General features: G+C 65.8%; 28 protein-coding genes. 14 read left to right on the top strand and 14 right to left on the bottom strand.

Annotated features, from left to right (window positions below; translation table 11 throughout):
* Nucleotides 1-75 precede the first annotated feature (75 nt).
* The 5 genes from BC102111_RS14305 to BC102111_RS14325 all read right to left on the bottom strand — a co-directional run bounded on the left by BC102111_RS14305 (nt 76) and on the right by BC102111_RS14325 (nt 4,313).
* Complete coding sequence (locus BC102111_RS14305) at nt 76-537, bottom strand: hypothetical protein (RefSeq protein ID WP_232252486.1); 462 nt, start codon at nt 535-537, stop codon at nt 76-78.
* Nucleotides 534-1,235 carry a DUF2637 domain-containing protein gene (locus BC102111_RS14310; RefSeq protein ID WP_180960653.1) on the bottom strand — a complete coding sequence of 234 codons (702 nt, stop codon included), beginning with the start codon at nt 1,233-1,235 and terminating at the stop codon, nt 534-536. Before BC102111_RS14310 ends, BC102111_RS14305 begins: the two co-directional genes overlap by 4 nt.
* Entirely contained in the window at nt 1,232-2,146 is a 915-nt protein-coding gene (locus BC102111_RS14315; protein WP_101624681.1) for a bifunctional DNA primase/polymerase, read from the bottom strand. The genes BC102111_RS14310 and BC102111_RS14315 overlap by 4 nt, the downstream gene beginning before the upstream one ends.
* The gene (locus tag BC102111_RS14320) at nt 2,146-3,267 is read right to left on the bottom strand and encodes an ArdC-like ssDNA-binding domain-containing protein (RefSeq protein WP_101624682.1); all 1,122 of its coding nucleotides are present in this window, start codon (nt 3,265-3,267) and stop codon (nt 2,146-2,148) included. Before BC102111_RS14320 ends, BC102111_RS14315 begins: the two co-directional genes overlap by 1 nt.
* 224 nt (nt 3,268-3,491) lie before the next feature.
* Nucleotides 3,492-4,313 carry a helix-turn-helix transcriptional regulator gene (locus tag BC102111_RS14325; RefSeq protein WP_232252485.1) on the bottom strand — a complete coding sequence of 274 codons (822 nt, stop codon included), beginning with the start codon at nt 4,311-4,313 and terminating at the stop codon, nt 3,492-3,494.
* A gap of 445 nt (nt 4,314-4,758) precedes the next feature.
* On the opposite strand from BC102111_RS14325, the gene BC102111_RS14330 reads away from it, so the two are divergent.
* Nucleotides 4,759-5,034 carry a metal-sensitive transcriptional regulator gene (locus BC102111_RS14330; RefSeq protein ID WP_101624684.1) on the top strand — a complete coding sequence of 92 codons (276 nt, stop codon included), beginning with the start codon at nt 4,759-4,761 and terminating at the stop codon, nt 5,032-5,034.
* Between the two features lie 92 nt (nt 5,035-5,126).
* The gene (locus BC102111_RS14335) at nt 5,127-5,477 is read left to right on the top strand and encodes a class I SAM-dependent methyltransferase (protein ID WP_101624742.1); all 351 of its coding nucleotides are present in this window, start codon (nt 5,127-5,129) and stop codon (nt 5,475-5,477) included.
* Here BC102111_RS14335 and BC102111_RS14340 read toward each other — a convergent pair.
* Nucleotides 5,449-6,453 carry an IS481 family transposase gene (locus tag BC102111_RS14340; RefSeq protein ID WP_101624685.1) on the bottom strand — a complete coding sequence of 335 codons (1,005 nt, stop codon included), beginning with the start codon at nt 6,451-6,453 and terminating at the stop codon, nt 5,449-5,451. The genes BC102111_RS14335 and BC102111_RS14340 overlap by 29 nt on opposite strands.
* Nucleotides 6,454-6,760: 307 nt before the next feature.
* On the opposite strand from BC102111_RS14340, the gene BC102111_RS18060 reads away from it, so the two are divergent.
* Nucleotides 6,761-6,886, top strand: a complete 126-nt coding sequence (locus BC102111_RS18060) for a hypothetical protein (RefSeq protein ID WP_257957745.1) — start codon at nt 6,761-6,763, stop codon at nt 6,884-6,886.
* Between the two features lie 19 nt (nt 6,887-6,905).
* On the opposite strand, the gene BC102111_RS14345 is transcribed toward BC102111_RS18060, so the two are convergent.
* Genes BC102111_RS14345 through BC102111_RS14360 form a run of 4 tightly spaced genes read right to left on the bottom strand, consistent with a single transcriptional unit; the run spans nt 6,906 to nt 9,207 of the window.
* Nucleotides 6,906-7,241, bottom strand: coding sequence for a DsrE family protein (locus tag BC102111_RS14345; RefSeq protein ID WP_101624686.1), 336 nt, complete (start codon nt 7,239-7,241; stop codon nt 6,906-6,908).
* A gap of 30 nt (nt 7,242-7,271) precedes the next feature.
* Nucleotides 7,272-8,249: a M56 family metallopeptidase gene (locus BC102111_RS14350; RefSeq protein ID WP_101624687.1), complete on the bottom strand. Its 978-nt coding sequence runs from the start codon at nt 8,247-8,249 to the stop codon at nt 7,272-7,274.
* Complete coding sequence (locus tag BC102111_RS14355) at nt 8,246-8,635, bottom strand: BlaI/MecI/CopY family transcriptional regulator (RefSeq protein WP_232252484.1); 390 nt, start codon at nt 8,633-8,635, stop codon at nt 8,246-8,248. The genes BC102111_RS14350 and BC102111_RS14355 overlap by 4 nt, the downstream gene beginning before the upstream one ends.
* Nucleotides 8,632-9,207, bottom strand: coding sequence for a hypothetical protein (locus BC102111_RS14360; protein WP_101624744.1), 576 nt, complete (start codon nt 9,205-9,207; stop codon nt 8,632-8,634). The genes BC102111_RS14355 and BC102111_RS14360 overlap by 4 nt, the downstream gene beginning before the upstream one ends.
* 109 nt (nt 9,208-9,316) lie before the next feature.
* On the opposite strand from BC102111_RS14360, the gene BC102111_RS14365 reads away from it, so the two are divergent.
* From BC102111_RS14365 to BC102111_RS18275, 9 genes are all read left to right on the top strand, one after another.
* Nucleotides 9,317-10,054 carry a DsbA family protein gene (locus BC102111_RS14365; RefSeq protein WP_101624688.1) on the top strand — a complete coding sequence of 246 codons (738 nt, stop codon included), beginning with the start codon at nt 9,317-9,319 and terminating at the stop codon, nt 10,052-10,054.
* Between the two features lie 6 nt (nt 10,055-10,060).
* The gene (locus BC102111_RS14370; protein ID WP_101624689.1) at nt 10,061-10,945 is read left to right on the top strand and encodes a cytochrome c biogenesis CcdA family protein; all 885 of its coding nucleotides are present in this window, start codon (nt 10,061-10,063) and stop codon (nt 10,943-10,945) included.
* A 26-nt stretch (nt 10,946-10,971) separates the two neighbouring features.
* Entirely contained in the window at nt 10,972-12,141 is a 1,170-nt protein-coding gene (locus BC102111_RS14375) for a hypothetical protein (RefSeq protein WP_101624690.1), read from the top strand.
* A 124-nt stretch (nt 12,142-12,265) separates the two neighbouring features.
* Nucleotides 12,266-13,909: an apolipoprotein N-acyltransferase gene (lnt, locus tag BC102111_RS14380; protein WP_373270484.1), complete on the top strand. Its 1,644-nt coding sequence runs from the start codon at nt 12,266-12,268 to the stop codon at nt 13,907-13,909.
* 87 nt (nt 13,910-13,996) lie between these two features.
* A complete protein-coding gene (locus BC102111_RS14385) occupies nt 13,997-15,406 on the top strand; it encodes an MBL fold metallo-hydrolase (RefSeq protein WP_101624745.1) in 1,410 nt (469 codons plus the stop codon).
* Nucleotides 15,407-15,551: 145 nt separating this feature from the next.
* Entirely contained in the window at nt 15,552-16,151 is a 600-nt protein-coding gene (locus tag BC102111_RS14390; RefSeq protein ID WP_101624692.1) for a rhodanese-like domain-containing protein, read from the top strand.
* Between the two features lie 58 nt (nt 16,152-16,209).
* Nucleotides 16,210-17,106 carry a sulfite exporter TauE/SafE family protein gene (locus BC102111_RS14395; RefSeq protein ID WP_101624693.1) on the top strand — a complete coding sequence of 299 codons (897 nt, stop codon included), beginning with the start codon at nt 16,210-16,212 and terminating at the stop codon, nt 17,104-17,106.
* A 43-nt stretch (nt 17,107-17,149) separates the two neighbouring features.
* Complete coding sequence (locus BC102111_RS14400) at nt 17,150-17,533, top strand: thioredoxin family protein (protein WP_101624694.1); 384 nt, start codon at nt 17,150-17,152, stop codon at nt 17,531-17,533.
* Nucleotides 17,534-17,628: 95 nt separating this feature from the next.
* A complete protein-coding gene (locus BC102111_RS18275) occupies nt 17,629-17,802 on the top strand; it encodes a DUF8730 family Cys-rich protein (protein ID WP_505542362.1) in 174 nt (57 codons plus the stop codon).
* Nucleotides 17,803-17,897: 95 nt separating this feature from the next.
* Here the strand turns inward: BC102111_RS18275 and BC102111_RS14405 are convergent, their stop codons facing one another.
* Complete coding sequence (locus BC102111_RS14405) at nt 17,898-19,004, bottom strand: DNA cytosine methyltransferase (protein ID WP_197907863.1); 1,107 nt, start codon at nt 19,002-19,004, stop codon at nt 17,898-17,900.
* Nucleotides 19,005-19,247: 243 nt separating this feature from the next.
* Here BC102111_RS14405 and BC102111_RS14410 point away from each other — a divergent pair, with 243 nt between their 5' ends.
* Both BC102111_RS14410 and BC102111_RS14415 read left to right on the top strand, forming a co-directional pair.
* Nucleotides 19,248-19,730, top strand: a complete 483-nt coding sequence (locus tag BC102111_RS14410) for a MarR family winged helix-turn-helix transcriptional regulator (RefSeq protein WP_101624696.1) — start codon at nt 19,248-19,250, stop codon at nt 19,728-19,730.
* Nucleotides 19,731-19,932: 202 nt separating this feature from the next.
* The gene (locus BC102111_RS14415) at nt 19,933-20,946 is read left to right on the top strand and encodes a nucleotide kinase domain-containing protein (protein ID WP_101624697.1); all 1,014 of its coding nucleotides are present in this window, start codon (nt 19,933-19,935) and stop codon (nt 20,944-20,946) included.
* A gap of 3 nt (nt 20,947-20,949) precedes the next feature.
* On the opposite strand, the gene BC102111_RS14420 is transcribed toward BC102111_RS14415, so the two are convergent.
* The 3 genes from BC102111_RS14420 to BC102111_RS14430 are packed head-to-tail and all read right to left on the bottom strand — an operon-like array spanning nt 20,950 to nt 23,005.
* Nucleotides 20,950-21,582 carry a dTMP kinase gene (locus BC102111_RS14420; RefSeq protein WP_101624698.1) on the bottom strand — a complete coding sequence of 211 codons (633 nt, stop codon included), beginning with the start codon at nt 21,580-21,582 and terminating at the stop codon, nt 20,950-20,952.
* Between the two features lie 11 nt (nt 21,583-21,593).
* Nucleotides 21,594-22,517, bottom strand: coding sequence for a nucleoside triphosphate pyrophosphohydrolase family protein (locus BC102111_RS14425; RefSeq protein WP_180960654.1), 924 nt, complete (start codon nt 22,515-22,517; stop codon nt 21,594-21,596).
* 11 nt (nt 22,518-22,528) lie between these two features.
* Nucleotides 22,529-23,005, bottom strand: a complete 477-nt coding sequence (locus BC102111_RS14430) for a C1 family peptidase (RefSeq protein WP_180960655.1) — start codon at nt 23,003-23,005, stop codon at nt 22,529-22,531.
* Between the last annotated feature and the right edge of the window lie 228 nt (nt 23,006-23,233).

Below are 23,233 nucleotides of genomic sequence, written 5' to 3' on the forward strand. Positions count from 1 at the left end.
TCCTGGCAGACAGGTGCGCGTGCGTGCCCCAGCAGCCGTCTGCGGCGACTTCGTGCTGGGGCTACGCATCCCAGGTCACCCCAGACCGATCCCTGAACGGCTCACCCACGAGCCCGGTCGACTCCCACGGCCGAACTCCGAGACATCCGGGAGCCGGCGCGCCCGCTCACTCACCGCTCGCCCGGCTATGCCAATACCTCGGCTGGTCGCCCGCGTGGCCTGCCCGGAAAGCCTCCGGGTGCGGCGGGCGAGTTCAACCTCGAACTCGATGCCCCGACCCGCGAGGGTCGCCGACTGGCGGACCATGAGGTCGGTGGGACGCACCCAGTCCACGCCCGGTGCTCTGCGAGCCATGTGCTGAGTCGTCGTCCTGCTCTTGTCACCGGGGGCGACCCTCGCAGCACGCACCGCATCCGGTGTCTGCGTCTTCTCCATAGGGTCCGGGGTGGTGCGCTCGTTCTTCGGCTCGGCACCCAGCCGCCGCTGCTCGCGCTGGTGCCGAGCCTGGTCCATGTTGGTGTTCGTGTTTGTGGTCATGGGTTCTTCGCCTCCTCGACGGTTGTGTTGTTGGCAAGGTGTGCGGCCGTGAACCAGCGGCCCACCGTGGAGGGATGCACGCGGAGATGGCGCGCGATGCGCTTGTTCGACCAGCCCTGCCCGCGCAGCTCGGCAGCGATCTCACGCCGATCCGGCTCAACCGGCTCCAAAGTTGCCAGCTCACGGGCCACGGTCGGGGGCTCGGGCTCATCCTCGTGCTGGCCGCGTGGCTTGCCCTTGTTCCCGGCGAGCGATTGAGGCTCGTCGGCTTCTGAGAGTGGTCGGGTGAGGATGACGGTCAGGTGGGTGATCGCCAGCAGCACCAGCGGGGGCACCGCCGCCACACTGGCGGCCAACACGCCGGGTACGTCGGCATCTGCTGCTACCACCGCGTGCAGGGCGTTGGCGGTGACTGACACAATCGCGCCTGCCGCCAGCAGCGCCCACGGATACCAAGCTGACTTCTGGCCCGCGAGGGCCACGACGGAGACGGTGGCCACGACGATGATGCCGTCCACGATCAGCGGCCACGCCCACGCCTGACCCTCCTCGATACCCGAACGACGGGCCAGATCAGCCAGCGCCGTAAAGCTCAGCCAGAACGCACCGAGCGCGATCAACACAGTCCCGGCCACCGCGGTGATCACAGCGAGGCGCCCACCGCGACGCCGCACCACCCGAGTGCTTGTCACCGTCATGACAGCACCCGCCCCGCTGCATGCTCTGGCACACGACGCGGCTCCTCAGATGGATGTCCGGCGGAGGACCGCGGTGCTGGTTGGGTGATGCGGTAGGCCGAACGGATCGTCGCCGACACCTCCCGCATAGTGAGCCCTGCGTGCTCGGCCGCCGGGCCGAGGGCGGCGTAGGCGTAGGCGGGCGGGGTGTTGTTCTCGGCCAGGCGGCACGCCGCCCAGAACAAGCCACTATTCCGCTCACCCTCAGGTCGTCCAGCGACCCAGGCGGCCAGTCGTTCGGCACTGATGTCCATCTGCTGCCCGGCGGGTCTCGGTGCCGGTGAGGGGTGAGGGTCGAGGAAGTCCCGTAACCGCACCGAAACCAACCCCGCGGCCCGGCCGGTGTGCATCCGGCGTACTCGATAGGAGACGCAGCCTCGCTCTCCACTGTTGATGGTGGAGGGTGGGGTGATGATGTAGCCGCCCTCGCCACGGAAGTCGACCCCGGCTCGGGCTGCCTGCCAGGAGCGCTGCTCAGTTCCCGGTGTGGCTGGGTAGTAGGCGTGCATCCCACCCGAGGGTGTTGACACCAGGAGCTGCCAGCCGTCCACCAGGCTTGCCTCCTGCGCGCGTCGGAACGCGTCGAATCCGTTGACCGGGCCGTGGACATCGATATCCACCACCACGACCCCAGACGCCGCGCCGGTAGGAACGGCGATGTTCGCCTCCGGATGCTGACGCCACCACGCCGCGATCTGGTCGAGGTCGGTAGTGGCGTCATGGAAACCGTGCTCAGTCAACGGGCGCTTGCCGCCCGGCACGCACGGGAACACCGGCACCCCCGCATCGGCGAACTGTCGCGCCGCCACCGACAGAGGCCGCGCATCCGAGACCTGGGCCAGGACACCGGTCAGGACATCCGGGGCGACCATTACAGCCCCAGCTCTACCGGCGCCACGGATGCTGTTGTGGGTCGCGCCGCCGGCTCAGGTACAGATGCCGCGGGCCGCCTGGACGTGGTGCGTTCGTGCGCCGGCTCACTGCGCTGCGGCTTGCTGTGCTGGGGTTCCTCACGGTCCAGACCTGGTGGGTTGCCGTCGGCGACCTGGGCGGTGTCGAGCTGACCCAGGATGGCCAGGGCCGTCTTGCGGACCCGCTCCCCGGTGGCCTTGACCACCTCCACCGGCTCCTTGCCATCCACCCGTGCCGCCCAGGTCGAGACGTACGGGATCGTGTAACCGGAGGTGTCCATCCCGTTAGCGGCACCGACCATCAGCGCCACCGATTCGGCTTCGACTTCCCCGATCCCGCGATGCTGACGGGCCTCCTCCGCATCGGGACCATGCAGCAGGACGTGGCCGAGTTCGTGGGCCAGGGTCTTGACCTGCGCGGCGGGGTCCATATTCTCCCGCACCGCGACCGTGTTCGCCGTGTAGTCGGTGAGCCCGTTGGCGCCGTGGATCATCCCCTCGTGCGGCACCCGCACCACCGAGAAGCCCGCCGCCTCGACCTGGGTGGCTAGACCGTCCCAGAGACCGGCCGCCGCCTCGCCTTCCAGCAGCTTCGGCGCGGGCGGTTCGGGGATCGGATCGCCCGCGGTCTGGCTCGCGTCCCACACGTAGGCGGGGCGGACGCCGACCATCCGCGTGCGCACGACTTCACCGACCCGCGGTTTCTCGCCCTTGCCCAGGCGCCGCCACGACTCCGCATCCTGGGGTGTGGCGGTGGCGAAGCGTCCGGTGACCGGGGCAAGAATCTGATACCCCGGCTGACCCTTCTGTACCTGCCTACCCAGGCCCTGCCACTGCCGATAGCCGGCCACATACGACGGGAATGGCTCGGGCGCGAGGCCGGCTTCGTGAGCCGCTTGGTGCTGTTCCCAGATCAGCAGGGTGTTGGAGAACGATCTGGCCCGAAACCGTGCCGCGAACGCGAGCGCCCGAACCCAGTCCTCCCCGGAGACGAGGTGTTCGACCGCAGAACTTAGTGCTGCGTGCAAGTCTTCGAGCTTCGCCTCGCGGGCCGCTCGTGCTTCCTCGCGTGTTGTTGCCATCGACGTCCTCCCGGAACCGGTGTCCGTCGAGCAGTTCCGTGCTCGACGACCATCAGGTACGTCGGGAGTCCCACCGTCAGGGGTGAGACGATGGCGACAACAGTCAGGAACCGCAGTGAACCCGACGTGTCTGTTTCGGCTTACCGGCCTCGTCTGCGCGAGGGAAGTCGGAGTCGGCCATGATGCTCAGATCGAGCCCGGCGATGAGTAGATCGGGCGCCTAGCTACGCGATCGCCTGCTGGCGCAGTCGGTATCGACTTGGCGTCACCCCTACACACTCACGAAACAGGCGTGCTGCGTGGTTTCGGCTCGCCCACCCGACCTCTCGGCTCGCCTGCTCGATGCTCAGCTCAGTTTCCCGGAGCAGCCGCGCAAGGTGTTCGGCGCGCAGCATCGTCAGGTACGCACGAGGCGTCTTGCCATACGCCTCCACGAAAACCCTGCTCAGTTGTGACGGCGAGAGATGTACTGCTTGCGCGAGACCTTTCAAAGTCCAGCGTAGAGAGGGTGCTTCGCGGAGCAGTTGAGCGGCTTCTCGCGCCTCAGCTCGCACGGGTTCGAAGCAGCGATGACGCGGCAGGCCGGGCCGCGCCGCGCGCCTTTGGGTCTGGGTGCGACGAGTCGGCGTGGTACGGATTAGCGGAGCCACGATGTCCAGCACAGCGAACAGCAGCGCCTGCACGCGGTAGAAATCCTCTGGCGAATGGCCATCCGCACTCAGGGACGTCAACTCGTCTATCCAGGGCGAGACCCGTGCGAGCCGAGCTTCCCCAAGCGGCAATATCTGCGCAGGCTCGGTGTATAGCTCAGCGGCGTAGTCCTGCGCCTCAAACCGATCCGTCAGGAACGCCACGTGCTGCCAGAAAATCTGGTCGATCACGTAGTCCCGATCCAGGGACAGCGTCGTGACGGTCACCGACCCCTCGGGCTCGTTACCGCACAACGTGTTCGCACCCAAGGTGATGACATCGCCCACCGTCGCCGGCCGTTCTCCGAACTCGCTGAGCAGGATGGTCGACCCATGCCGGACGAAGATGAACTTCACGCAGTCGTAGGCTACCGGCGGGGTAGTGCGAAGGAGGGTGCTCTTCCGCGCGACGATCGGCCGGTAATCGCACGGGAGTGCTCGCGAGGCTTGCTCTTGGTCATCTTGGTAGGTCAGCGACATGTTGGGCGCCCTCGTCACTCGTTGGTCCGTAGGTCGCAACTCGACGAGCGCGGCCGACAGGGCCGGGCGAGGACGCACGTGGAACTGGCATACATCTACTATCGCCGATAGTCGACTATGCTGCATAGTCGTTCTGTCGATGTGGCGGGCCCGGCTGTCGCGGGAGGGCTTCGGCGGGTTGAGTGGCCGTGCCCAACTTCCGGCACGAGCAGCGCGAGGAAGTTTCGATACCCCTAGGGGTATAGTAGGTGACGAACGTCGAACCCCTACCGATGACTCAGGCTCGCCTAGCAGAGGTCATCGGCAGAGAACAGGAGCCCTCATGGCCACCAGCGATATCGAAGCCCAACGTCGCATCCTCAACCGGCTGCGTCGCGCTCGCGGTCAACTCGACGCCGTGATCGCTGCCGCTGAGACAGGCGGGTCATGCCGAGAAGTTGTGACCCAGCTCGCCGCCGTTTCCTCAGCGCTGGATCGTGCCGGGTTCGCCATCATCTCGACTGCGATGAAGGACTGCATCGCCGATCCCGACGGATCAAATCGCGACGAGAACATCACGACCGAAGAGCTGGAGAAGCTCTTTCTCACTTTGGCCTGAGCGTCATAGGCCTGGATATGCGATCAGACAGTGTGTCGAGCAAAGACCAGGGAGGTCGAAAGATGAGGCACTCTATGCACCGAGAACAGCCCATGTGTTCTGCCCAGCAGTTCTGGGAGGAGCGGTACCGTCAGGGTGATCGCATATGGTCCGGCGAGCCGAACTCTGCTCTGGTGGCCGAGACGACTGGGCTGTCTGCAGGACGTGCGCTGGACCTGGGATGTGGTGAAGGTGCCGATGCGATCTGGCTCGCTGCTCACGGGTGGAATGTCACCGGCGTGGATGTATCCGCCACAGCGGTAGAGCGCGCCCGGGCTGAGGCTCAAAGCAGGAGCCTCGACGAGGTCACGCGGTTCCTACGGGTGAACTTGGCGGACTGGGAACCAGATGGGGGCTCCTACGACTTGGTGGTCGCTAGTTGTAGGAGGGCCGGAGGTTGGTGACGCTGGTCTTGAGTCGGGTCGCGGGTGGTTGGCCGCCCGCGGCGCTGTGGGGTCGATGGTAGTTGTAGTGGATGTTCCAGGTCTGGAGCGCTGCTGATCGTTCGTCCTCGCTGGCGTATTCGTGGGCGTAGAGGACTTCCTCGGCCATGATCCGTTGGTAGCGCTCGGCCTTGCCGTTGTGACGGGGCGTGTAGGGCCGGGTGAACTTGTGCCGGGTGCGGTTGCCGATGATGCGGGCGAAGTCGTTTGAGCGGTAGCAGGCACCGTTGTCGGTGATCACGCGGTGGATGTGGGTGATGCCGTGGGCGGCGAACCAGACCTTCGCCCGGGCTAGGAACGCGGCGGCGGTGTTGCCCTTCTCATCGGCCAACGGCTCGGTGTAGGCGAGCCGGGAGAACCCGTCGATGATCGAGTGCAGGTAGACATAACCGGTCTTCGCCCCGGCATCCTTCGCGCGGCTGACGGCTCGGTGCTGGTCGCTGTCGCGGCCATGGACGCGCCACCCGCCACCATCGGGGATCCGGCCGACCTTCTTCACATCCAGGTGGGCCATGTGTCCGGGCCAGCGGGCGGTGATCTTGCCCGGTGCCCGGTTGGACTCACCGCTGGGGTCGATGAACCGGCGCCGGCCCAGTCCGAGGCGGGTCAGGTGCCTGCTCACTGTGCGGCGGTTGATCACCACGCCCTGGGCGGCCAGCTCGTGGGTGATTCGCGATGCTGACCACTTGCGCTCTCGCCGCCAGGCCTCGATCGTGGCGATCACCTGCGCCGGTGTCGCCCTCGGGCTCGCGTGGGGCGTGGAGGACCGATCGAGCAGACCGAGCTCACCGAAGCGGCGGTAGCGGTTGACCCACTTGGAGGCGCACGCTCGGGAGATCCCCATCTGAGCGGCCACATGCGCGATCGGGCGGTCCTGGCAGCGCTGCACCAGACGCCTGCGACCTTCAGGAGACAACGGGGCATTACGGTGAGACACGAGGGCAGGTCCTTTCGCTGGCTCGACACGGATGAGTCGCTTGGTGCTACACATCCTCGCCGCGAAGGGCCTGCCCTCCCGCTACCCCACCCCTACCGGAGTGTCATCAACGTCCGACCCCGCAACAGCTAGTTTCCTGCACTCACCGGTCGAACTACCCCGCTCGTTGATTCTTCGACGAATCGCTGCCTATGTACGCACGGGCGGTCACCTGCTGGTTGTCTCGCACGCGGCTCCGCCGCCGTGGTTCGATGTCGACCAGCATCCTGGCCATCGCTTCATCGGACCAGACCAGGACTTTGCCGAGATGAGTCTGCCGGAGGGCGAGTGGCGGGTGACCGTGGCGGAGACTCGGTCTCGCATCGCCACCGGGCCGGCAGGTGAGGAGGCGGAACTCCTCGACGGGGTGCTCCTGTTGCAGAGGCAGCGCTGAGTCTGACAAGAAGCGCGACTCAGATACGTACGTAGGCTGCCCCTGCGGACTGCGCCTGGACGATCGTGACGACCGCCGAGGGTGTGGTCTGCACCGAGGGCCGCAGTTCCTGTTCGGCGATGCCCCTGCGTCCCATTCCGATCCTGCACGCCTCGACCTGCACCCCCTCGGGGATCTCCAGGCCGTCGTGTCCTGTCAGGCCAGAGAGCGCCGGACCGGTGACGATGATCCGCGCCTCAAGCTCGGGATCGGTTGCTCGGAGGGTGTTGGCGGCCTCGATTGCGCGCTGGACATCACCAGCTTCGTCAGATGCGTGCAGGATGACCTCTTTGCTGGTTTGGTGGGCCATGGCCACTGTCTCCGTCCTTTCAGCTCGGTGCAGACCTCAGCAGCCAGTGAGGGCCGCGGACGCGTAGGGCAGGTGCACAGCGGCGCTCGCGACTCCCAGCACTACCAGGTAGGCGGTGATCATGACCGTGGGCGCTGCTCCGGCGAGGCCACCTGTGGGTCGTACGAGCTGGCGGATTCGTTCTGGGCCGGCAGCGTGCAGTGCTTGGGCGCACGCGTGTTCTGCTACTGCGGGGGCGGCACGTTCTCCAAGCTTGATCAGGGCGCTGACCAGCGCGGGAGTGCCGGCGTGGCGGCGGGCCTCGTTGTCTGCGGCGATTTCCAGGTAGTGCGGGAGCGCATCTGCTGCGGCTCTCACGACCGGCACCCATCGCAGGAACGCCGCGAGGCTCGAAATGATCGCGGAGATGAGGTGATGCCGTTGACGCAGGTGTGCGTGCTCGTGGGCCAGCACCGCCAGGAGTTCATCGTGATCCAGAGCGTCCAGGGCACCGGTCGAGACGATGATGCCGCCGTGACGATGAGGGAATGTGAGCGCGAATGTTTCCCGGGCATCGACGACCGACACGGCGAATCCGTGGAGTTGACGTCGATGTGCGTCACGTAGGACGAGCCGTGCCGCGTTGCGCGCCCGTCGCGCCCTTCGCATGAGTTGCGCGGAAACGCCGACCAGGAGGGCAAGGATCAGGAGAGCTGGGATGGCAAGCAGCAGTATCGCGGGGATGGCCGTCTCAACCTCGCCCACATCGAAGGGATTGGCAGCAGCCAGGCATCGCTGACATACCGCCGCGGCCCTTTCTGGCAACAGTGCCGGGCCGGACCCGAACCAGGCCAGCACTGGTCCGATCGACAGCAGGGTCCCCAGCCACACCAGGATGCCGCCGCCGATGACTGCGATCGCCAGGCGTGGTACCCGCATGAGGGCGGGCGCAGCGTGACGCAGCAGCCACGGACCGAATACTGCGAAGGCGATCAGGCCCAGTCCAAGACCAAGGGTCAGCAGGGCCGGACTCATGGTCCACCCTGCTCTCCGCGTTGTGTCAGGTAGTCGCGCAGCAGAGCGAGGTCACTCTCGGGCATCGAGTCCACGAACTGCAGGATGGACGCGGCCCGGTCGCGGCTGGAGGCCAGCACCTGCTCCATCAGTGTCGCGGCGTGCTCATGCCGACTCATCCGGGCCGAATACGACGTTGACCGGTTCTCGCGAGTGATGGTGACCAGATGCTTGCGGTCGAGGTTGGTCAGCACGGTCGCGATCGTGGTGTAGGCCGGGTCAGATGCTAGATGGTCGATGACCTCGCGGATCGTGACGGGCCCGTGATCCCAGAGCACATCCATGACCTGAGCCTCCAAAGCGCCCAGCCGCAGCAGGTCTGGTGGTTGCCCCTGGGAGTTCGTCACCTCTGACCTACCATCGTGTCAGGCTTGACCGGGCACGCGACCTGGCCCCGCAGTCGCCACACCAACGCCACCGCGGTCAGGATCATGGCTCCCAGGGCGAGGAAGGGCTGGACCGGGGTGAACCAGGTGATCGCCCCCGAGTAGCCCAACGCCAGCAGTGCGAGCTTGTTGCAGACCGGGCATCCGACCGCGAACCACGCCAGAATTCCCCCGGCCATGCCCATCCGGCTCGTCCGTCGCGCAAGCACCTCATCCTCCGGCCCGGACCCCTCCACGCCATCAGAACGGTCCGCGGCCTCCGGGCCGCCAGCTCGGACGTAGGTGGCCACCAACATGCCGGACAGAGCAGAGGTGAGCAGCCACACCGGGTAGTTCCACCACACCGGTGGGATGTCGCGCCCGAACACCGGGTTGGGAATCAGCACCGTGGCGATCCCAATCACGACTCCGACCACCACCGCGGCGAGCACCGCCGCCATCACCTGCCTTGCCGTCCAGGTGCGTAGTGCCTGTGCGGCCAACGCGAGGCTCTGGACCGTCTTGGACTGTGAGGTTCGTGCAGGAGAGGCCATGAAGGCCATTCTGCCACGGGTCTACTATGATTCATAGTCGACTATCTGAGATAGTAGAGCAAGAACGTTCGCAACGAGTGCGGCCTGTCCGCGACCCGAGGAGTGCCAAATGCCTGCTGAATCCCCCCGTTCGTCGAGGCCAGCGTGGCTGCTACCGGTGGCTGTCGTCGCCGTGGCAGCGATCCTGGTCGCACTGATCCTCGCGATGAACCGGGACGGCGACACCGGCGCCACCGGTGAGCTGGACCCCTCGGGTGAAGGGGCGCCGACGGAGGTGGATGGGCCGGCTCAGCCAGACTTCTCCGAGGCCGAGCGGCGTGATGAAAGCGACCTGCTCGCTATCGGGCCGGTCGACGCTCCGGTGGTGGTGGTGGTCTTCTCCGACTACCAGTGCCCGTTCTGCGCAAAGTGGAGCGAGGAGACGATGCCGCTGATGACGGAGCACGTCGAGGCCGGCGACCTGCGGATCGAGTGGCGTGACGTCAATGTCTTCGGACCCGCCTCAGAACGCGCTGCGCGCGCCTCTTACGCGGCCGCTGAGCAGGGCGCGTTCTGGGAGTACCACGACGAACTGTTCGCCGGCGGCGACACCCGCTCCGAGGGCGATCTGAGCGAGGATGCGCTGATCGCCCTCGCCGACGAACTGGGCCTGGACACCGATCAGTTCACCGCCGACCTCGCCTCGGAGCAGACCGCGCAGCAGATCGCCGACAACCAACAACTCGGCCTCGATATCGGTGCCTACTCCACCCCAGCATTCATCCTCGGCGGCCAGCCGATCGTCGGTGCCCAGCCCTCCCAAGTATTTGTGGACGCCTTCGACGACGCACTGAGCGCAGCAGAGTAAGCCGGCATGGATATCGGACTCCTCGCCGCCTTCCTCGGTGGCACCTTGGCGTTGCTCACCCCCTGCGCTGCGCTATTGATGCCGGCATTCTTCGCCTCGACCGTCGGCACTGGACCCCGGCTACTCCTGCATGGTGGCGTGTTCTATCTCGGACTGCTCGTGGTGCTGGTACCACTGGGTGTCGGAGCGGGCGCGCTCGGGTCGCTCTTCGTGACACATCGACAAGCGATCGTGCTCATCGCCTCGATCGTCCTGATCATGCTCGGCGCCGCTCAGGCGCTCGGCTTCGGCTTCGACCCCGCCCGTCTACTGCCCGGCCCAGACCTGCACGCGCGCGCCGCATCCAAGACCGGGCTCGTCAAGACCGTGCTGTTGGGCTCAGCCAGCGGCATCGCGGGATTCTGCGCCGGCCCGATCCTCGGTGCCGTGCTGACGTTGGCCGCAGCGCGCGGCGACACCCTCGGCGCCGCACTGTTGCTGGCTCTCTATGGAGCTGGGATGGTGATGCCACTGCTGCTGATCGCGGCACTGTGGCGGCAACTCGGGACCCGTGGACGGCGCCTGCTGCGCGGTCGTGCTTTCACCGTTCTCGGCCGTCAACTTCATACCACCTCCGTGATCACTGGCCTGTTGATCATGAGCGTGGGAGTGGTTTTCTGGAGTACCAATGGACTTGTTGGCGCCCCCGAGCTGCTCCCACTCGATGCCCAGGCCTGGCTCCAAGAACGCACCGCTGTGCTGGCCAACCCCCTGCTGGACATCCTGGCCGTGCTCGCCCTGACGGCGCTCATCCTGCTGCTATGGGCTGGGCGGCAACGACGCAGAGCCGCTGATCGTGCGGCGGCAGCAGCCGAGCAGGCCACCCCTACACCGGGTGAACAGCAGCGATGAGCCGACGATCTCGACCCGCGTCCATCGTGGCCCTGCTCACCACGACTGTCATGATGCTCAGCGCCTGCGGCTTCGGGGAGCCCGAACCAGAACGTGACCCCTACGCGTTCGAGGACCCGCTACCGCAAGTCGATGTCTCCCAGATGCGGTTGCCGACCTCGCTGGAGGGGCTGGAGGTGCTGGACCCCGACTGGGCCACCGAGCCCAAGTACGCCGATGGTGTGTACCTCGCCGCAGGAGAACGTGAGGGGTTGCTGGAGTTCACTGCGGTCAGTGTGCACGGCGAGGTCCTGTGGGCGGCGCAACGCCCCGCCAGCTGCACCGGGTTCGCCGTGACCACCGATGACCAAGGTCGAGCACTGGCAGTGCTGACCGACACCGAGACCACCAGTGACGCCCTGGCGGGGACCACCGCCACCGCCTATGACCTGAACAGCGGGGAGCACGTCTGGGGCCCAGTGGAGGTTCCCGGCCCTCACCACGGTCCCGGTCTGGTCTTCGCCGCACCACCACCGGAATACATGGGAGAGGGCGGTCCCCGCGTCGCCCTCAGCCCCTCGACCGGGGGGGTCGCCGCCACGGAGTCCGACGATCCCCAAGAGCGTGTCATCGGCGAGTATCACGGCATCGTCCTGCTCGCCGACTCTGAAGCCCTCTTCGCGCGCGACGCGAACAAGGACGAGGAGCTGTGGCGTATACCGCTGAGTGAGCATGGCTGGGACTCATTCGCAAGTAGCGCGCCACTGGCGCTCGCGCCGGAGGACGGCATGGTCCTGCTGACCACATCCAACGACACAGGTGCGTTGCTAGACATCGACGAAGGTATCGTCATCAGTGACACGACTCAGGATGCGGGCCTTGACCCCACCACCGGCACCCTCGTCGTCCTCGATCAAGAAGGCCTGCACGCCTACGACCCGGCGCATGAGCTGTTGTGGCAACTCGCCGCGACACCCGGCACGAGGATCGAGGCAGTAGGTGGCGTGTTCGTGTACCTGCGCGAGCAAGGCACAGTCAGAGTCCACAACGTCGTCACAGGAGCCGTGGCCGAGGCGTATGACCCGGCGGGCGAAGGGCCGATCCTGGTCCCCTCGCACCTCACCATCGATGGTGCGGGCCTGCTGCTGCACGGACGAGACCATCTGATCGCGACCATCCCAGAACCACCCGACACCGATGATCAATCGGCGCCGTGACATCAAAAACCTCGGCCTGGCATCGTGATCGACGCGCTCGCGACCGCCGAACCGCCCGCGCAACACAGGGCCGAAATCGTCGGGACAGCTCGTGAGTGACCAGCCTGCTGCCTCTAGCCTTGCCGTGCGACCGGACCAGCTAGCGGCTGGCCACCGGCGGGCGGTTTGCTCGGCACCAGCTCGGCGGGCCGACACTGGGAGGGCGCTGCTCCCGTTGTGGGCGGCGATTCCAATAGCACTGGCTGGCGGCCTCGCCCTGGACGCATCCTTCCCTTCACTGGGGTGGTGGCCGTTCGCATTCGTGGCCGTCGCGCTCGGTCTGATGGTCCACGTTGGCCGTGGCCTGCTCGGCTCGTTCGCAGTAGGCGCGGCATTCGGTGCCGCGTTCTTCTTCCCCCATGTGTCATGGGCGGGCGCATTCCTCGGCGACCACCCGTGGTCGTGGGTGCCGTGGATCGCGCTCGCCAGCGCGCAGACGGTGATGATGGCGGCCTTGTCGCCGCTCATCACGCTTGCCTACCGCTGGCTGCCCCGATGGCGCGACTCCCTGGTGACCAGGCTGATGCTACTTCCCGCGCTGGTCGCTGGGGTGTGGATGTCACGAGAACTCGTTCTTGGGTCCTGGCCCTATGGCGGCTTTCCCTGGGGTCGGCTCGGCATGAGCCAGTCCGAAAGCCCGATCGCGCCGGTCGCCTCGTGGGTGGGTGTCACGGGACTCGGGTTCCTCATGGTGGCCCTGTGTGCCACCACCGTCGAAGCCGCACGCTACGCCTGGCGCAGTCCGTCTCGGTGGGCGGCGTTTGTGCCCGGTGCGGCCTTCATGATCTTGCTGGCGATCACGCCGCAGTTCACCACCACACCCGCCGGGTCGATCCGCGTCGGCGCAGTCCAAGGCGACGGTCCAGCGGCCTACGCCGACCAGCACGCACCCGGCGCCGTGACCGCCTCCCAGCTCACCGCCTCCGCCCCCTTGGAGAGCAACCAGGTCGATCTGGTGCTGTGGCCAGAAGGCGGCGTCGACAGCGACCCCAACGCCGACCCGCAGACCGCGCAGACACTGAGCGAGGCGGCCAGTCGCTATGACGCCCCGATCCTCATGAACGCCGCATCAGCCCAGCACGACGGCGTCTACAACACCTCCTTCCTCTGGACCCAGGACGGCCCTACTGCCTCGCACTCCAAACGCAACCCGGTCCCCTTCGGAGAGTACGTGCCCCACCGGTCCTTCTACGCTACGATCGCGCCCAGCCTCGTCGAACTGCTGCAACGCGAATACACCGCAGGGACCGACAGCCCCGTCATCCCGATCGCAGATGCCTCCGTAGGCCTGGCGATCTGCTTCGACGTCGCCTTCGACGAGGTGATCTGGGAGGGCGCCCACGACGGCGCCCAGGTCTACATGTTCCAGACCAACAACGCCGACTTCCGCGGCACCGACGAGAACCTGCAACAACTCGCCTTCGCCCGAATGCGCGCAATCGAGACCGGACGCAGCGTCATCAACCTCTCCACCACCGGCACGAGCCAGGTGTTCGCCCCAGATGGCACCACCATCGACTCGCTGCCTGTCGACGAACCAGGACTCATGATCGCCGACGTCGAGCTGCGCGATGGCACCACCGCCGCAGTGGCGCTCGCCCCGTCCATCCAAGGCTCCATCGTCACTGGAACTCTCCTTGCCCTGGCACTGCTGGCGGCCTCCACCCTCCGCAGCGCCGGTGCAGGCGCGGGTCGATCCGCACTCTTGCTCCGCCGGCCTGTCGGCTAGCCGAACTTGCAGATACCCCCAGGGGTATGAGAGCGTAGAAATACCCCCAGGGGTATTTCTTATCACGTGTAGAGGAAGGAAATGACTGTGCTGCTTGAACGCATCTATGACGAGGACCTGGCGCAGGCCGGCTACTTCATCGGCTGCCAAGCCAGGAGTGAGGCTGTGGTGATCGATGCCCGTCGCGATATCGCGGAGTACCAGGCGCTCGCGGCCAAGCACGGCATGCGGATCGTCGCAGTGACCGAGACTCACATCCACGCCGACTACCTCTCCGGCACCCGAGAGCTGGCCGCCGCCACGGGCGCGGAGGTCTACGTCTCCGGGGAGGGCGGAACTGACTGGCAGTACGGCTTCGAGGCCCAACGCCTCCATGACACCGACACGATCTCGATCGGCAACATCACGATCCAGGCACGTCACACACCCGGTCACACCCCGGAGCACCTGGTGTTCCTGGTCACCGACGGCGCCTTCGCCGACGAGCCGGGCTACCTGATCTCCGGCGACTTCGTGTTCGCCGGCGACCTGGGCCGCCCCGATCTGCTGGATGAGGCCGCCGGTGGCGTGGATACCCGGTTTGAGGGCGCCCGGCAGTTGTTCGCCAGTCTGCGGGAGGTGTTCTTGACGCTGCCTGATCACGTGCAGGTCTATCCCGGTCACGGTGCGGGCAGCGCCTGCGGCAAGGCGCTCGGCGCGCTGCCGTCGACCACGGTCGGGTACGAGCGGACCAACGCCTGGTGGAGCCGGCACCTCGCGGCCGATGACGAGCAGGGGTTCATCGACGAGCTGCTGGACGGTCAGCCCGACGCGCACGCCTACTTCGCCCGGATGAAGAAGCAGAACCGCGAGGGTCCCACCGTCCTCGGAGAGCGCACTCCCATTGCGGAGCTGGCGATCGAGGACGTGGCCGCACGGCTGGAGCGTGACGAGATCACCTTCGTCGACACCCGCCCACCCGCCCGCGCCCACGAGGGCACGGTCGCGGGCTCGCTGAACATCCCCGACGGCCCCAAGTCCGCCACCTACGCCGCCTGGGCCTACGACCCAGAGACCGACTCCCGCCCGATGGTGGTCCTGGCCGACGACCAGGACGCGGCGCAGTGGTTCGCGGACCGGCTGCTGCGGGTGGGGATCGACCAGATCGCCGGCTACGTCACCACGATCGAGGGGCTGCCCCATTTCGTGCCGCCGCTCCTGGACCCCGCCGATCTGGAGGGTTTCGATGCCGCGCTGCTGCTGGACGTGCGCCAGCGCGGTGAGTACGCCGATGGTCACATCCCCGGCGCGACCCAGCTCAGCGCCGCCCGCGTGCTGTGGCATCAGGACGAGCTTCCCGGTTCGGGGACGATCGTGACCTACTGCCAGTCCGGGATGCGCAACACGGTCGCCGCCAGCGCGCTGCGGCGAGCCGGTCACGACGTCGTGGAGCTGGACGGCAGCTACAACGCCTGGAACGCCTGGCGGCAGATCCAGGCCGAGCCCGCCCGTTCCTGACCGACACCCCACCCGATCTCCGCGCGCCGTCTCCTTATGGGAACGCGCTCGCGCACCAGCCATCCCGACCGGCGCCGCCGGTGTGCCGAGCCGCCGCTTCTCGGGCGTCTGGCACCGTCTCCGATCCGAAAGGAAACCCCTGCTCATGGACGATCACTCCGCTGCCCTGAAGACGATCTCTGCTGAGGAACTCGCCCAGTGGTCCGAGCTGCACGAAGACCTGACCATCATCGATGTCCGCTCGCCTGCCGAGTTCGAGACCATGCACATCCACGGCTCCTACAACGTGCCGTTACCGTTGCTGACCGAGCACGCTGCAGACCTGGCCGACCGACTCGGGCACCGCGCGGTGCTGGTGTGTCAGACAGGTAACCGCGCCACCCAGGCCCAGCAGCGACTGGCCGGGATCGGCGTGCAGACCGCGACCGTGCTCACCGGCGGTGTCCCCGCGTTCGAAGCCGCGGGAGGGCAGGTCGTGCACGGCACGGCCCGATGGAGTATCGAACGGCAAGTGCGGTTCACCGCGGGGCTGATCGTGCTGGCCGGTCTGCTGCTGGCCGAGTTCGTGTGGCCCGGTGCACGGTTCGTCGCGTACGCGATCAGCGCCGGACTCGTCGTCGCCGCACTCACCGACTCATGCCTGATGGGGCAAGTCCTGTCCAGGATGCCGTGGAACAAGGTCAAGGCCAGCCCCACCGCCCAGAACGCGATCAGCTCCATCCCGGTCGCGCCCCAGCAGCTGTGAACCGGGTCCGCGCTCACGCATCGACCCGCCGACAGGTCACCGGGTGGGGTGGACAAGGATGAGCGGGGCACTGATCCTCACGCTCGTGCTCGCCGCGCTGGTAGGGCTTGCCCTGGGAACGCTCGGAGGCGGGGGGTCGATCCTCACCGTCCCGCTGCTCACCTACGTCGCCGGCATGCCACCGAAAGAGGCCATAGCCGCCTCACTGCTGGTCGTCGGCGTCACCTCCATCGCCAGCCTCGTCGTCCACGCCCGCGGACGCCGGGTCCGCTGGCGCACCGGGCTGATCTTCGGCGCCGCGGGCATGATCGGCGCCTTCGCCGGAGGACTCCTCGGTGGCCAGCTACCGGGCACGGTGCTGATGATCGCGTTCGCACTCATGATGATCGCCACCGCTACCGCGATGATCCTCAAACGACCCGCACGCGGCGACACCCCGTCGGCCACCGAAAACGCCGCACCTGACGGGGGTCACCGTCTGCCGCTGGTGCGGACCGTGGTCGATGGCGTCGTGGTGGGACTGATCACCGGTGTCGTCGGGGCCGGCGGTGGCTTCCTGATCGTCCCGGCCCTGGTGCTGCTGGGCGGGCTCAGCATGCCGGTAGCCGTCGGGACCTCCCTGCTCGTGATCGCGATGAAGTCCTTCGCCGGACTCGCCGGCTACCTCACCACAGTCACCCTGGACTGGCCCGTCGTCGCCGCGGTCACAGCGATCGCGGTCGTCGGAGCCCTTGTCGGTGCGAAGCTGTCCGGGCGCATCCCGGCCGGGACTCTGCAGAAGGGCTTCGGTGTCTTCGTGCTGCTCGCCGGCGCCCTGGTGCTCGGGATCGAACTGCCACCGGTCGGGACCACGGTGGTCGCCGCCCTGGCCGTGCTGGTCACGACCGCGTTCCTGGTCTGCCGGTTCACCACGATCAACTGCCCCTTCCGGCTCGGGAAACCCACCCTGAGCTGACCTTCCAACGCCGAACACAGAACACAGACCGGAGCCCGTACCTATGAGCACCATCGACCTCACCGAAGACGCATTCTCGACCGCCATCGACGATCACCCCATCGTCCTGATCGACTTCTGGGCGGCCTGGTGCGGCCCGTGCCGCAGTTTCGCCCCCATCTTCGAAGCCGCCTCGGCCGAGCACACCGACATCCTGTTCGCCAAGGTCGACACCGAAGCCCAAACCTCCCTGGCCGCCGCCGCCCAGATCACCTCCATCCCGACCCTGATGGGATTCCGAGACGGCATCCTGGTCTTCTCCCAACCAGGCGCACTCCGAGCCGCCCAGCTCGATGAGGTCATCGCCCGCATCCGCAACCTGGACATGGACAAGGTCCGGGCTTCGATCGTCTCCGAGAGCAATGACGCGTCAGGTCCTGGGCGATGACGAGGATCGTCGCGGGCGGTGGGATCGCGGCTGAGATGAACCGGCGCCGCCCGAGCGTCACGCCTAGACGAGTCAACCGAGAAAGAAGGTAAATCATGTGCCGACCCGTCAAATGCAGGACCTGCGGCAAGACCACCTGGGCTGGCTGCGGCCAGCACATCGCGGATGTCAAACGCACCGTGCCTAGCGGCCAATGGTGCTCTGGCCACGAACAAGAGGAGGCGAAACCCGCAACAGGTACCCTGCTTTCCCGGCTGTTCCGACGATAGTCCGTCCATGCTGCAGTCGACCACCCGGTGCTCCGGATAGCGCTACCGCCTGCGGAAAGCGCCCACCCGGACACGCACAGTCCTACTCAACCACCTCACATATTCAACAATGCTTGGAGCGCACACGCGGCCTGAAGTGGAAGGACGCCGTTACCGAGGATCGTGAGCTGCTGATTGTCGGTCAGGCCATACGCGGGTTCGGTGACCCATTCGGCTTCAAGTCCCATGAGCCACTCCACAAACTCCGGGGCAGGTCGGGGTCCCTTCGCATGGTTCAGGAGCGCGGGGGCCGGGGCAGGTCGTGCGGTGATGTGTTGCCATCGAGCGATGGCTGCGGCGTAGCGTCCCCAGCGATGAAGATGTCCTCGATCAGGGGCCACAGCGTCTCTGACTCGTCGTCCTGCGTCGGTGAGCCATGCGGTCCGTGCAAGGCGAGATCGATGATCTGATGGGACAGCGCGATCGTGCCCTGACGGGCTCGCACCTGTTCCAGGCTCTCCCCGCCGCGGGAGGAGTCTGAGGCCAACGGCGTCCTGAACAGGGCCTTGCGCGAGGACGAAGACGCGGAACCGCTGGTGAGGTGCGCCAACTTCGGAAGCCGGTAAGCCGATCCATCGCGCATCGCGCCGCAGGTCGGCCAAGTCGCCCGCCACGGCGCCAAACGCCCGGAGAGATCGGCCTGACTCGTCTCCCAGACCCCACGGGTCGGGTTCCAGGTCGCGAACGGTTGCGGTTGCATCGTCTCTGGGGGTTGCGGTGTCGGGGTTTTGTTGGGCATCGGTTGCTCCTTCCGGGCTGGGGCGCACAGCGGGTGCCGACAGCAGCCCGCGGACGTTTTCGATCACCACGAACTTCGGTTGCAGTGCCTCGATTGCCGCTGCCATGTGCGACCAGAGTCCAGATCGGGTGCCGGGCGCGAGGCCGGCCTGCTTGCCCACGGTCGAGACGTCCTGACACGGGAACCCGCCACAGAGGATGTCCACCGGCGGCACCGTGTTCCAGTCGATGGTGGTGATGTCACCGAGGTTCGGCGCCTCGGGCCAGTGGTGGGAGAAGACTCGGGCGATGGGTTCGTTGATCTCGGAGAACCAAACGGTCTCGGCGTTGAAGACGTGCTCGACGGCGAGGTCGAGACCGCCGTATCCAGAGAACAGCGACCCGACCCGCAGAGGACGCCCCATTGAGGGGATGTGGTCGTGCATGAGAGCTCCGGCAGTTCGGTGACCCCGGACCTGAACCCCTCGCGGAGCTTTTTCACCGGGCTGATCACCTGCCAGGTGCACGAACTCGCGCACCGTCGCCGACACGCCGTCTACAACACGACGAGGGCTCGACCGCTCCCGACCGTCTGACCGAGGCCACCCCTGCCTCTGATCGGGCCCCTCTTTCAGAGCTGCCACACCTCTTGCACTTCGAGGATTAGCCGCCTGATAGTATGTTGCCTAATGAGTGAGCCAGTGGGCGCTAAGCGCGAGTTGATGCTGACGCGGATCGGCAGTGCGGAACCGATGCGTTTGGTGATGGCGCTGCTAACAACCGCAAGGGTGGTCGACGCGGCGTGCGCAGAGCTGCTGTCTCGACACGAGCTGTCGGAGGGCCGGTTGGCAGCGCTGATGGCGGTGAGTGATGCGCCAGGGGTCACGCCCGCGCAGTTGGCAGACCGGCTTGTAGTGACCCGTGCGACTGTTACCGGACTTATGGATGGCTTGGAGAGACTCGCACTGATCAAGCGGATCAGCGATCCCGCTGATCGACGCTCCCTTGGGTTGCGCGCTACCGCCAAAGGAGAGGATCTGATCAACGATCTTGCCCCGCTCTATGCGACGCGCCTAGAGCAGGTCGCCGACGGCATCGCCCCGGACCATCGTGATGTCGCGCTCGGCGTGATGTCAGTCATGCAGCGCAACGTCATGCAGGTTGCGTCGTGACGCGCGTGCGCCATCAGGTTGCGCCCGAGCGTCGGAACGCGCGGGGTCTATTGCGCAGGTCCTCGCTGCGTGGTTCAGGCTGCCCGCTTCCAGCAGGACGATCGATCACTCGTCGAGGCCTCTTCGCGGGCGCGCGGCGACGACAGGAACTTGAAGAGCACCATGAGAGTGTGGCTACGACGATGGATGATGAGAGGCCAGTATGAGCGCAGTTCGAATTGGGTCCCACACTGTTACGTCGTCGGAAGTCCTTCGGAGTTACTGGACCTTCGCTACTGAGCGCCAACGCGTCTATCACGCACGGCTGACTGGACTCCCCGCCCCATGGACGAACGATGAGGTCATATCCCGCTACCGGTTCACCAATGCCTACCGTGCCGCTGACCGCGTGTCGCAGGATCTGATCCGCGTGATCTACAACGGGCCGCAGAAGCCAGAGGACGTTCTTCTAAGAACCCTCGTATATCGGTTCTTCAACAAGCCCTCCACATGGGCGGCGCTGGAAGCAGTCAAAGGCAGGGTGACCTGGGATTCCTTCAGCAGCGAAGACTATGCAGCGAGCTTGGACCACATGCTTGCGCGGGGCCAACGTGTCTACTCGGCGGCGTACATAGTTCCGCCACCACCGTTTGGCGCCGTGAGGAAGCACCGGAACCATCTGCTCTTGGTGGAGCACATGATGCGGGACGGTCTAAGCGCCAAGCTGGCACGTGCGAGTTCGTTGAAGGCGGTGTACGAGCTGATCAGTTCATACCCGTCTCTGGGGCCATTCCTTTCCTATCAGTTGACGATCGACCTGAACTACTCCACGCTCATCGATTTCGACGAGAATGATTTCGTGGTCGCGGGTCCGGGTGCGCGTAGCGGCATCGCGAAGTGTTTCCCGGATACTGGCCCTCTGCAATCGGAAGACATCATCCGTTGGATGGTTGAGACTCAGCAGGAGCAGTTGGCAGCCCTGGATCTGGACTTTCAGGATCTGTTCGGGCGTCCACTGAAGTTGATCGACTGTCAGAATCTCTTCTGCGAGACAGATAAGTACGCGCGTGTGGCGCATCCGACTCGTCAAGGTGTCGGAAACCGGACTCGGATCAAGCAGCAGTTCGCCCCGGAAGGTCCACTCTCGGCACCATTCTTCCCTCCGAAGTGGCAGGTCAACCCGACAGCCAACTCTGATGCGATCCAGGAGTGCGCAGCTGAGATGGCTTTGGTCTGAACGCTACATCGCACCAGCGTCCTGTTCGGATTCTTGGATCAGGTCGGCATCCGCAAGAGCTGAGATAATGAACTCGTGTGTCTCCTCCTTGGAGAGAGGCGGCACTGTGATTACGGTCCCAGTGTGCTCAGCAGCTAGTTCCCGGTAGCCTTCCGCTACGCCGGCGACGTTGTTAAGGTCTTCATCGCGGGGCGTGAGAAAAAGGAAGATGGCAGAAGCGGTGATCGGCTTCCACACACAGTCGATTAGTTCGCGGAAGGATGTCTTCGACAGGCCGCTGGCGGGGATGTCACCTCCGTACCAGCCGTAGGCCATCGTGGACCACCACCATCTGTCCAAGACCAAGGCCCCCGAACGGGTGGCAGCGAGTAGCGCTGTCATGTTCTCGCTGTGGCTTGTGAGGTGAGCGAGTTGTCTGCCTAGCCCAGACTTGGGCTTTTGGGTTTCAAGAATCTGGTAGAGGTCGCGGGTGAAGTCGGTCAATCCCGAGGGCATGTGGGTAACGAGGGTCTCTTCTGGCGATACCTTGGCCTTGAGGAGTTCACGCTGGGTCGTCTTTCCGGTCTTATCGAGCCCTTCGAGGACGATGACTGAGCCGCGGGTCAGCCTAATGGGCTTGCTCCGGGTAGAGGGCATGATCGTTCCCTTCAGCCGTTGGGAAGGTTGGCAGAACTGGCGTGGGCGGCGTCCTGGGGAGCTGTGAACGTCAAGGATCGGTCGATGAGGTCGACGTGGACGGTACCGCCACGATGCTCCTGTAGTTGCCGGAAGACGCGGTACCCGGCAAGGATTGCATACTCCCAGTCGATTGCAGACCGCCGCGACACCTCCAGGTGAGCGGTCATTTTCTGACAGGCCTTGATCACGTCGATCGGGACTCGTTCGGTGCTGGCGAAGAGGCTGTGGGAGACCGCCACTGAGAAGACGTAGGCGGTCAGTCCTTCCTCGACGACCACGGAGCGACCTCCGTCCTGGATGCGGTCAGTATCCGGGTCGCTGGTGCGCTTGGCTTTGAGAAGCCCGCGCATCGTTGGGGACCAGCCCAGGACAGCCAGGTGACCAAGGTGGAGAGCATCGTGGAAGCGGTAGTCGTCGGCATCATCGCTGTTGTCATCGAGCGGGTCTCCAACTGCTGAAGTGCCACGGTAGATCCGCACGACAGGAACTGGGCTCTTGCCACGATCGTGGTCGATTGCCTCAACGAAGGTGATGTCTAGCTTCCGTGGAATCTGCTCAGCTGCGTCGCGTCCTTCGTCGAAGAGCGGGTGCGGTGGCGGCTTGTCGGGGCGAAGGAACCGCTCTTGGGTCTTGCGGAGGTTGTCGGACAAGACCTCGTCGAGATCGAGATCGCAGCGCCGGGCGAGGGCGGCCGCGTACCAGATCAGATCGCCTAGGTCTTCGCGAACTTCTTCGCTGAAGGCCCGGTAACCCGCACTGTCTCGTTCGCGCTTTTTGTACTCGGCTGCGAGACTGCCCACTTCACCAGCTAGGCCGAGAAGTGGGAGCCCGAGGTCTTCAGGATCGAGCACGTCGGTTTCGGCCGTGAGGCGTTGATACTCGCCGATGTTCATTGCGGTTCCTCTCAGTGTTTGATCCTGACCGTGGCTGCCTGGACGGCGTGAGCGATCAGGTAGTCCATTGGAAGCCATCCGTAACCGCCTGCGCCCCAGTACGTAGTCCAGCTGTTCCTGATGAGCAGAAGTCGACCGAGATCCGCGTCAGTCTTTGCGCCGACCACCAGGACTGCGTGGTAGTCGCCGGCGGGGCTACGGATGTCTGGGACGTCGATCACGCCCTCTGCGTTCGGTCGTTCGAACTCGTTGGTGACCTCCACGACCAGCACCACCGGGCGTCCGTCGGCCAGGCTGTCTTCGAGATCGTTCTCGGTGCCGTCGTGAGCGAGTGTCAGCGGTGCGAGTGTGGCTGTGTGCCATGGCGGAGCGCCAACGGCGACGGGAGGGCTTTCAGTGCCCACGCCAAGGGTTGGGTTCCAGGGCCAGGAGGCCAGCAACGGTTGCCCACTTTCGTGTAGCGCCTCGCCTGCGTGCTGGAGCAGCATGCCTCCAGCTGACACGTGGCTCCGTTGCGAGGCGTGCCACCAGATGGCCTCCGGCGCCAGCGCGGAGGGGTCTGGCCGAGTAGCAATCGCTTCGTGTGCGTGGCTCAACGCAAATGGGAGACACACGGGCCGGGCGCCTTGATCCATCAGGGAGCTGGTAACGAGTGGGCGAAGATCTATGGCTGGCCTTGCGTTCGCCTCCGGCAGGACGCTTTCCTGCTGCTCAGA

Origin of the sequence: Brevibacterium casei CIP 102111 (assembly GCF_900169275.1) — a bacterium.
Classification (GTDB): domain Bacteria; phylum Actinomycetota; class Actinomycetes; order Actinomycetales; family Brevibacteriaceae; genus Brevibacterium; species Brevibacterium casei.

Bases quoted from the DNA above. Each gene is read 5' to 3' on its own strand.
- BC102111_RS14305 (WP_232252486.1), bottom strand. From the start codon at position 537: ATGACCACAAACACGAACACCAACATGGACCAGGCTCGGCACCAGCGC.
- BC102111_RS14310 (WP_180960653.1), bottom strand. From the start codon at position 1,235: ATGACGGTGACAAGCACTCGGGTGGTGCGGCGTCGCGGTGGGCGCCTC.
- BC102111_RS14315 (WP_101624681.1), bottom strand. From the start codon at position 2,146: ATGGTCGCCCCGGATGTCCTGACCGGTGTCCTGGCCCAGGTCTCGGAT.
- BC102111_RS14320 (WP_101624682.1), bottom strand. From the start codon at position 3,267: ATGGCAACAACACGCGAGGAAGCACGAGCGGCCCGCGAGGCGAAGCTC.
- BC102111_RS14330 (WP_101624684.1), top strand. From the start codon at position 4,759: ATGGCCACCAGCGATATCGAAGCCCAACGTCGCATCCTCAACCGGCTG.
- BC102111_RS14335 (WP_101624742.1), top strand. From the start codon at position 5,127: ATGTGTTCTGCCCAGCAGTTCTGGGAGGAGCGGTACCGTCAGGGTGAT.
- BC102111_RS18060 (WP_257957745.1), top strand. From the start codon at position 6,761: ATGAGTCTGCCGGAGGGCGAGTGGCGGGTGACCGTGGCGGAGACTCGG.
- BC102111_RS14350 (WP_101624687.1), bottom strand. From the start codon at position 8,249: ATGAGTCCGGCCCTGCTGACCCTTGGTCTTGGACTGGGCCTGATCGCC.
- BC102111_RS14360 (WP_101624744.1), bottom strand. From the start codon at position 9,207: ATGGCCTCTCCTGCACGAACCTCACAGTCCAAGACGGTCCAGAGCCTC.
- BC102111_RS14365 (WP_101624688.1), top strand. From the start codon at position 9,317: ATGCCTGCTGAATCCCCCCGTTCGTCGAGGCCAGCGTGGCTGCTACCG.
- BC102111_RS14370 (WP_101624689.1), top strand. From the start codon at position 10,061: ATGGATATCGGACTCCTCGCCGCCTTCCTCGGTGGCACCTTGGCGTTG.
- BC102111_RS14390 (WP_101624692.1), top strand. From the start codon at position 15,552: ATGGACGATCACTCCGCTGCCCTGAAGACGATCTCTGCTGAGGAACTC.
- BC102111_RS14395 (WP_101624693.1), top strand. From the start codon at position 16,210: ATGAGCGGGGCACTGATCCTCACGCTCGTGCTCGCCGCGCTGGTAGGG.
- BC102111_RS14400 (WP_101624694.1), top strand. From the start codon at position 17,150: ATGAGCACCATCGACCTCACCGAAGACGCATTCTCGACCGCCATCGAC.
- BC102111_RS18275 (WP_505542362.1), top strand. From the start codon at position 17,629: ATGTGCCGACCCGTCAAATGCAGGACCTGCGGCAAGACCACCTGGGCT.
- BC102111_RS14405 (WP_197907863.1), bottom strand. From the start codon at position 19,004: ATGCACGACCACATCCCCTCAATGGGGCGTCCTCTGCGGGTCGGGTCG.
- BC102111_RS14410 (WP_101624696.1), top strand. From the start codon at position 19,248: ATGAGTGAGCCAGTGGGCGCTAAGCGCGAGTTGATGCTGACGCGGATC.
- BC102111_RS14415 (WP_101624697.1), top strand. From the start codon at position 19,933: ATGAGCGCAGTTCGAATTGGGTCCCACACTGTTACGTCGTCGGAAGTC.
- BC102111_RS14420 (WP_101624698.1), bottom strand. From the start codon at position 21,582: ATGCCCTCTACCCGGAGCAAGCCCATTAGGCTGACCCGCGGCTCAGTC.
- BC102111_RS14425 (WP_180960654.1), bottom strand. From the start codon at position 22,517: ATGAACATCGGCGAGTATCAACGCCTCACGGCCGAAACCGACGTGCTC.
- BC102111_RS14430 (WP_180960655.1), bottom strand. From the start codon at position 23,005: ATGCTGCTCCAGCACGCAGGCGAGGCGCTACACGAAAGTGGGCAACCG.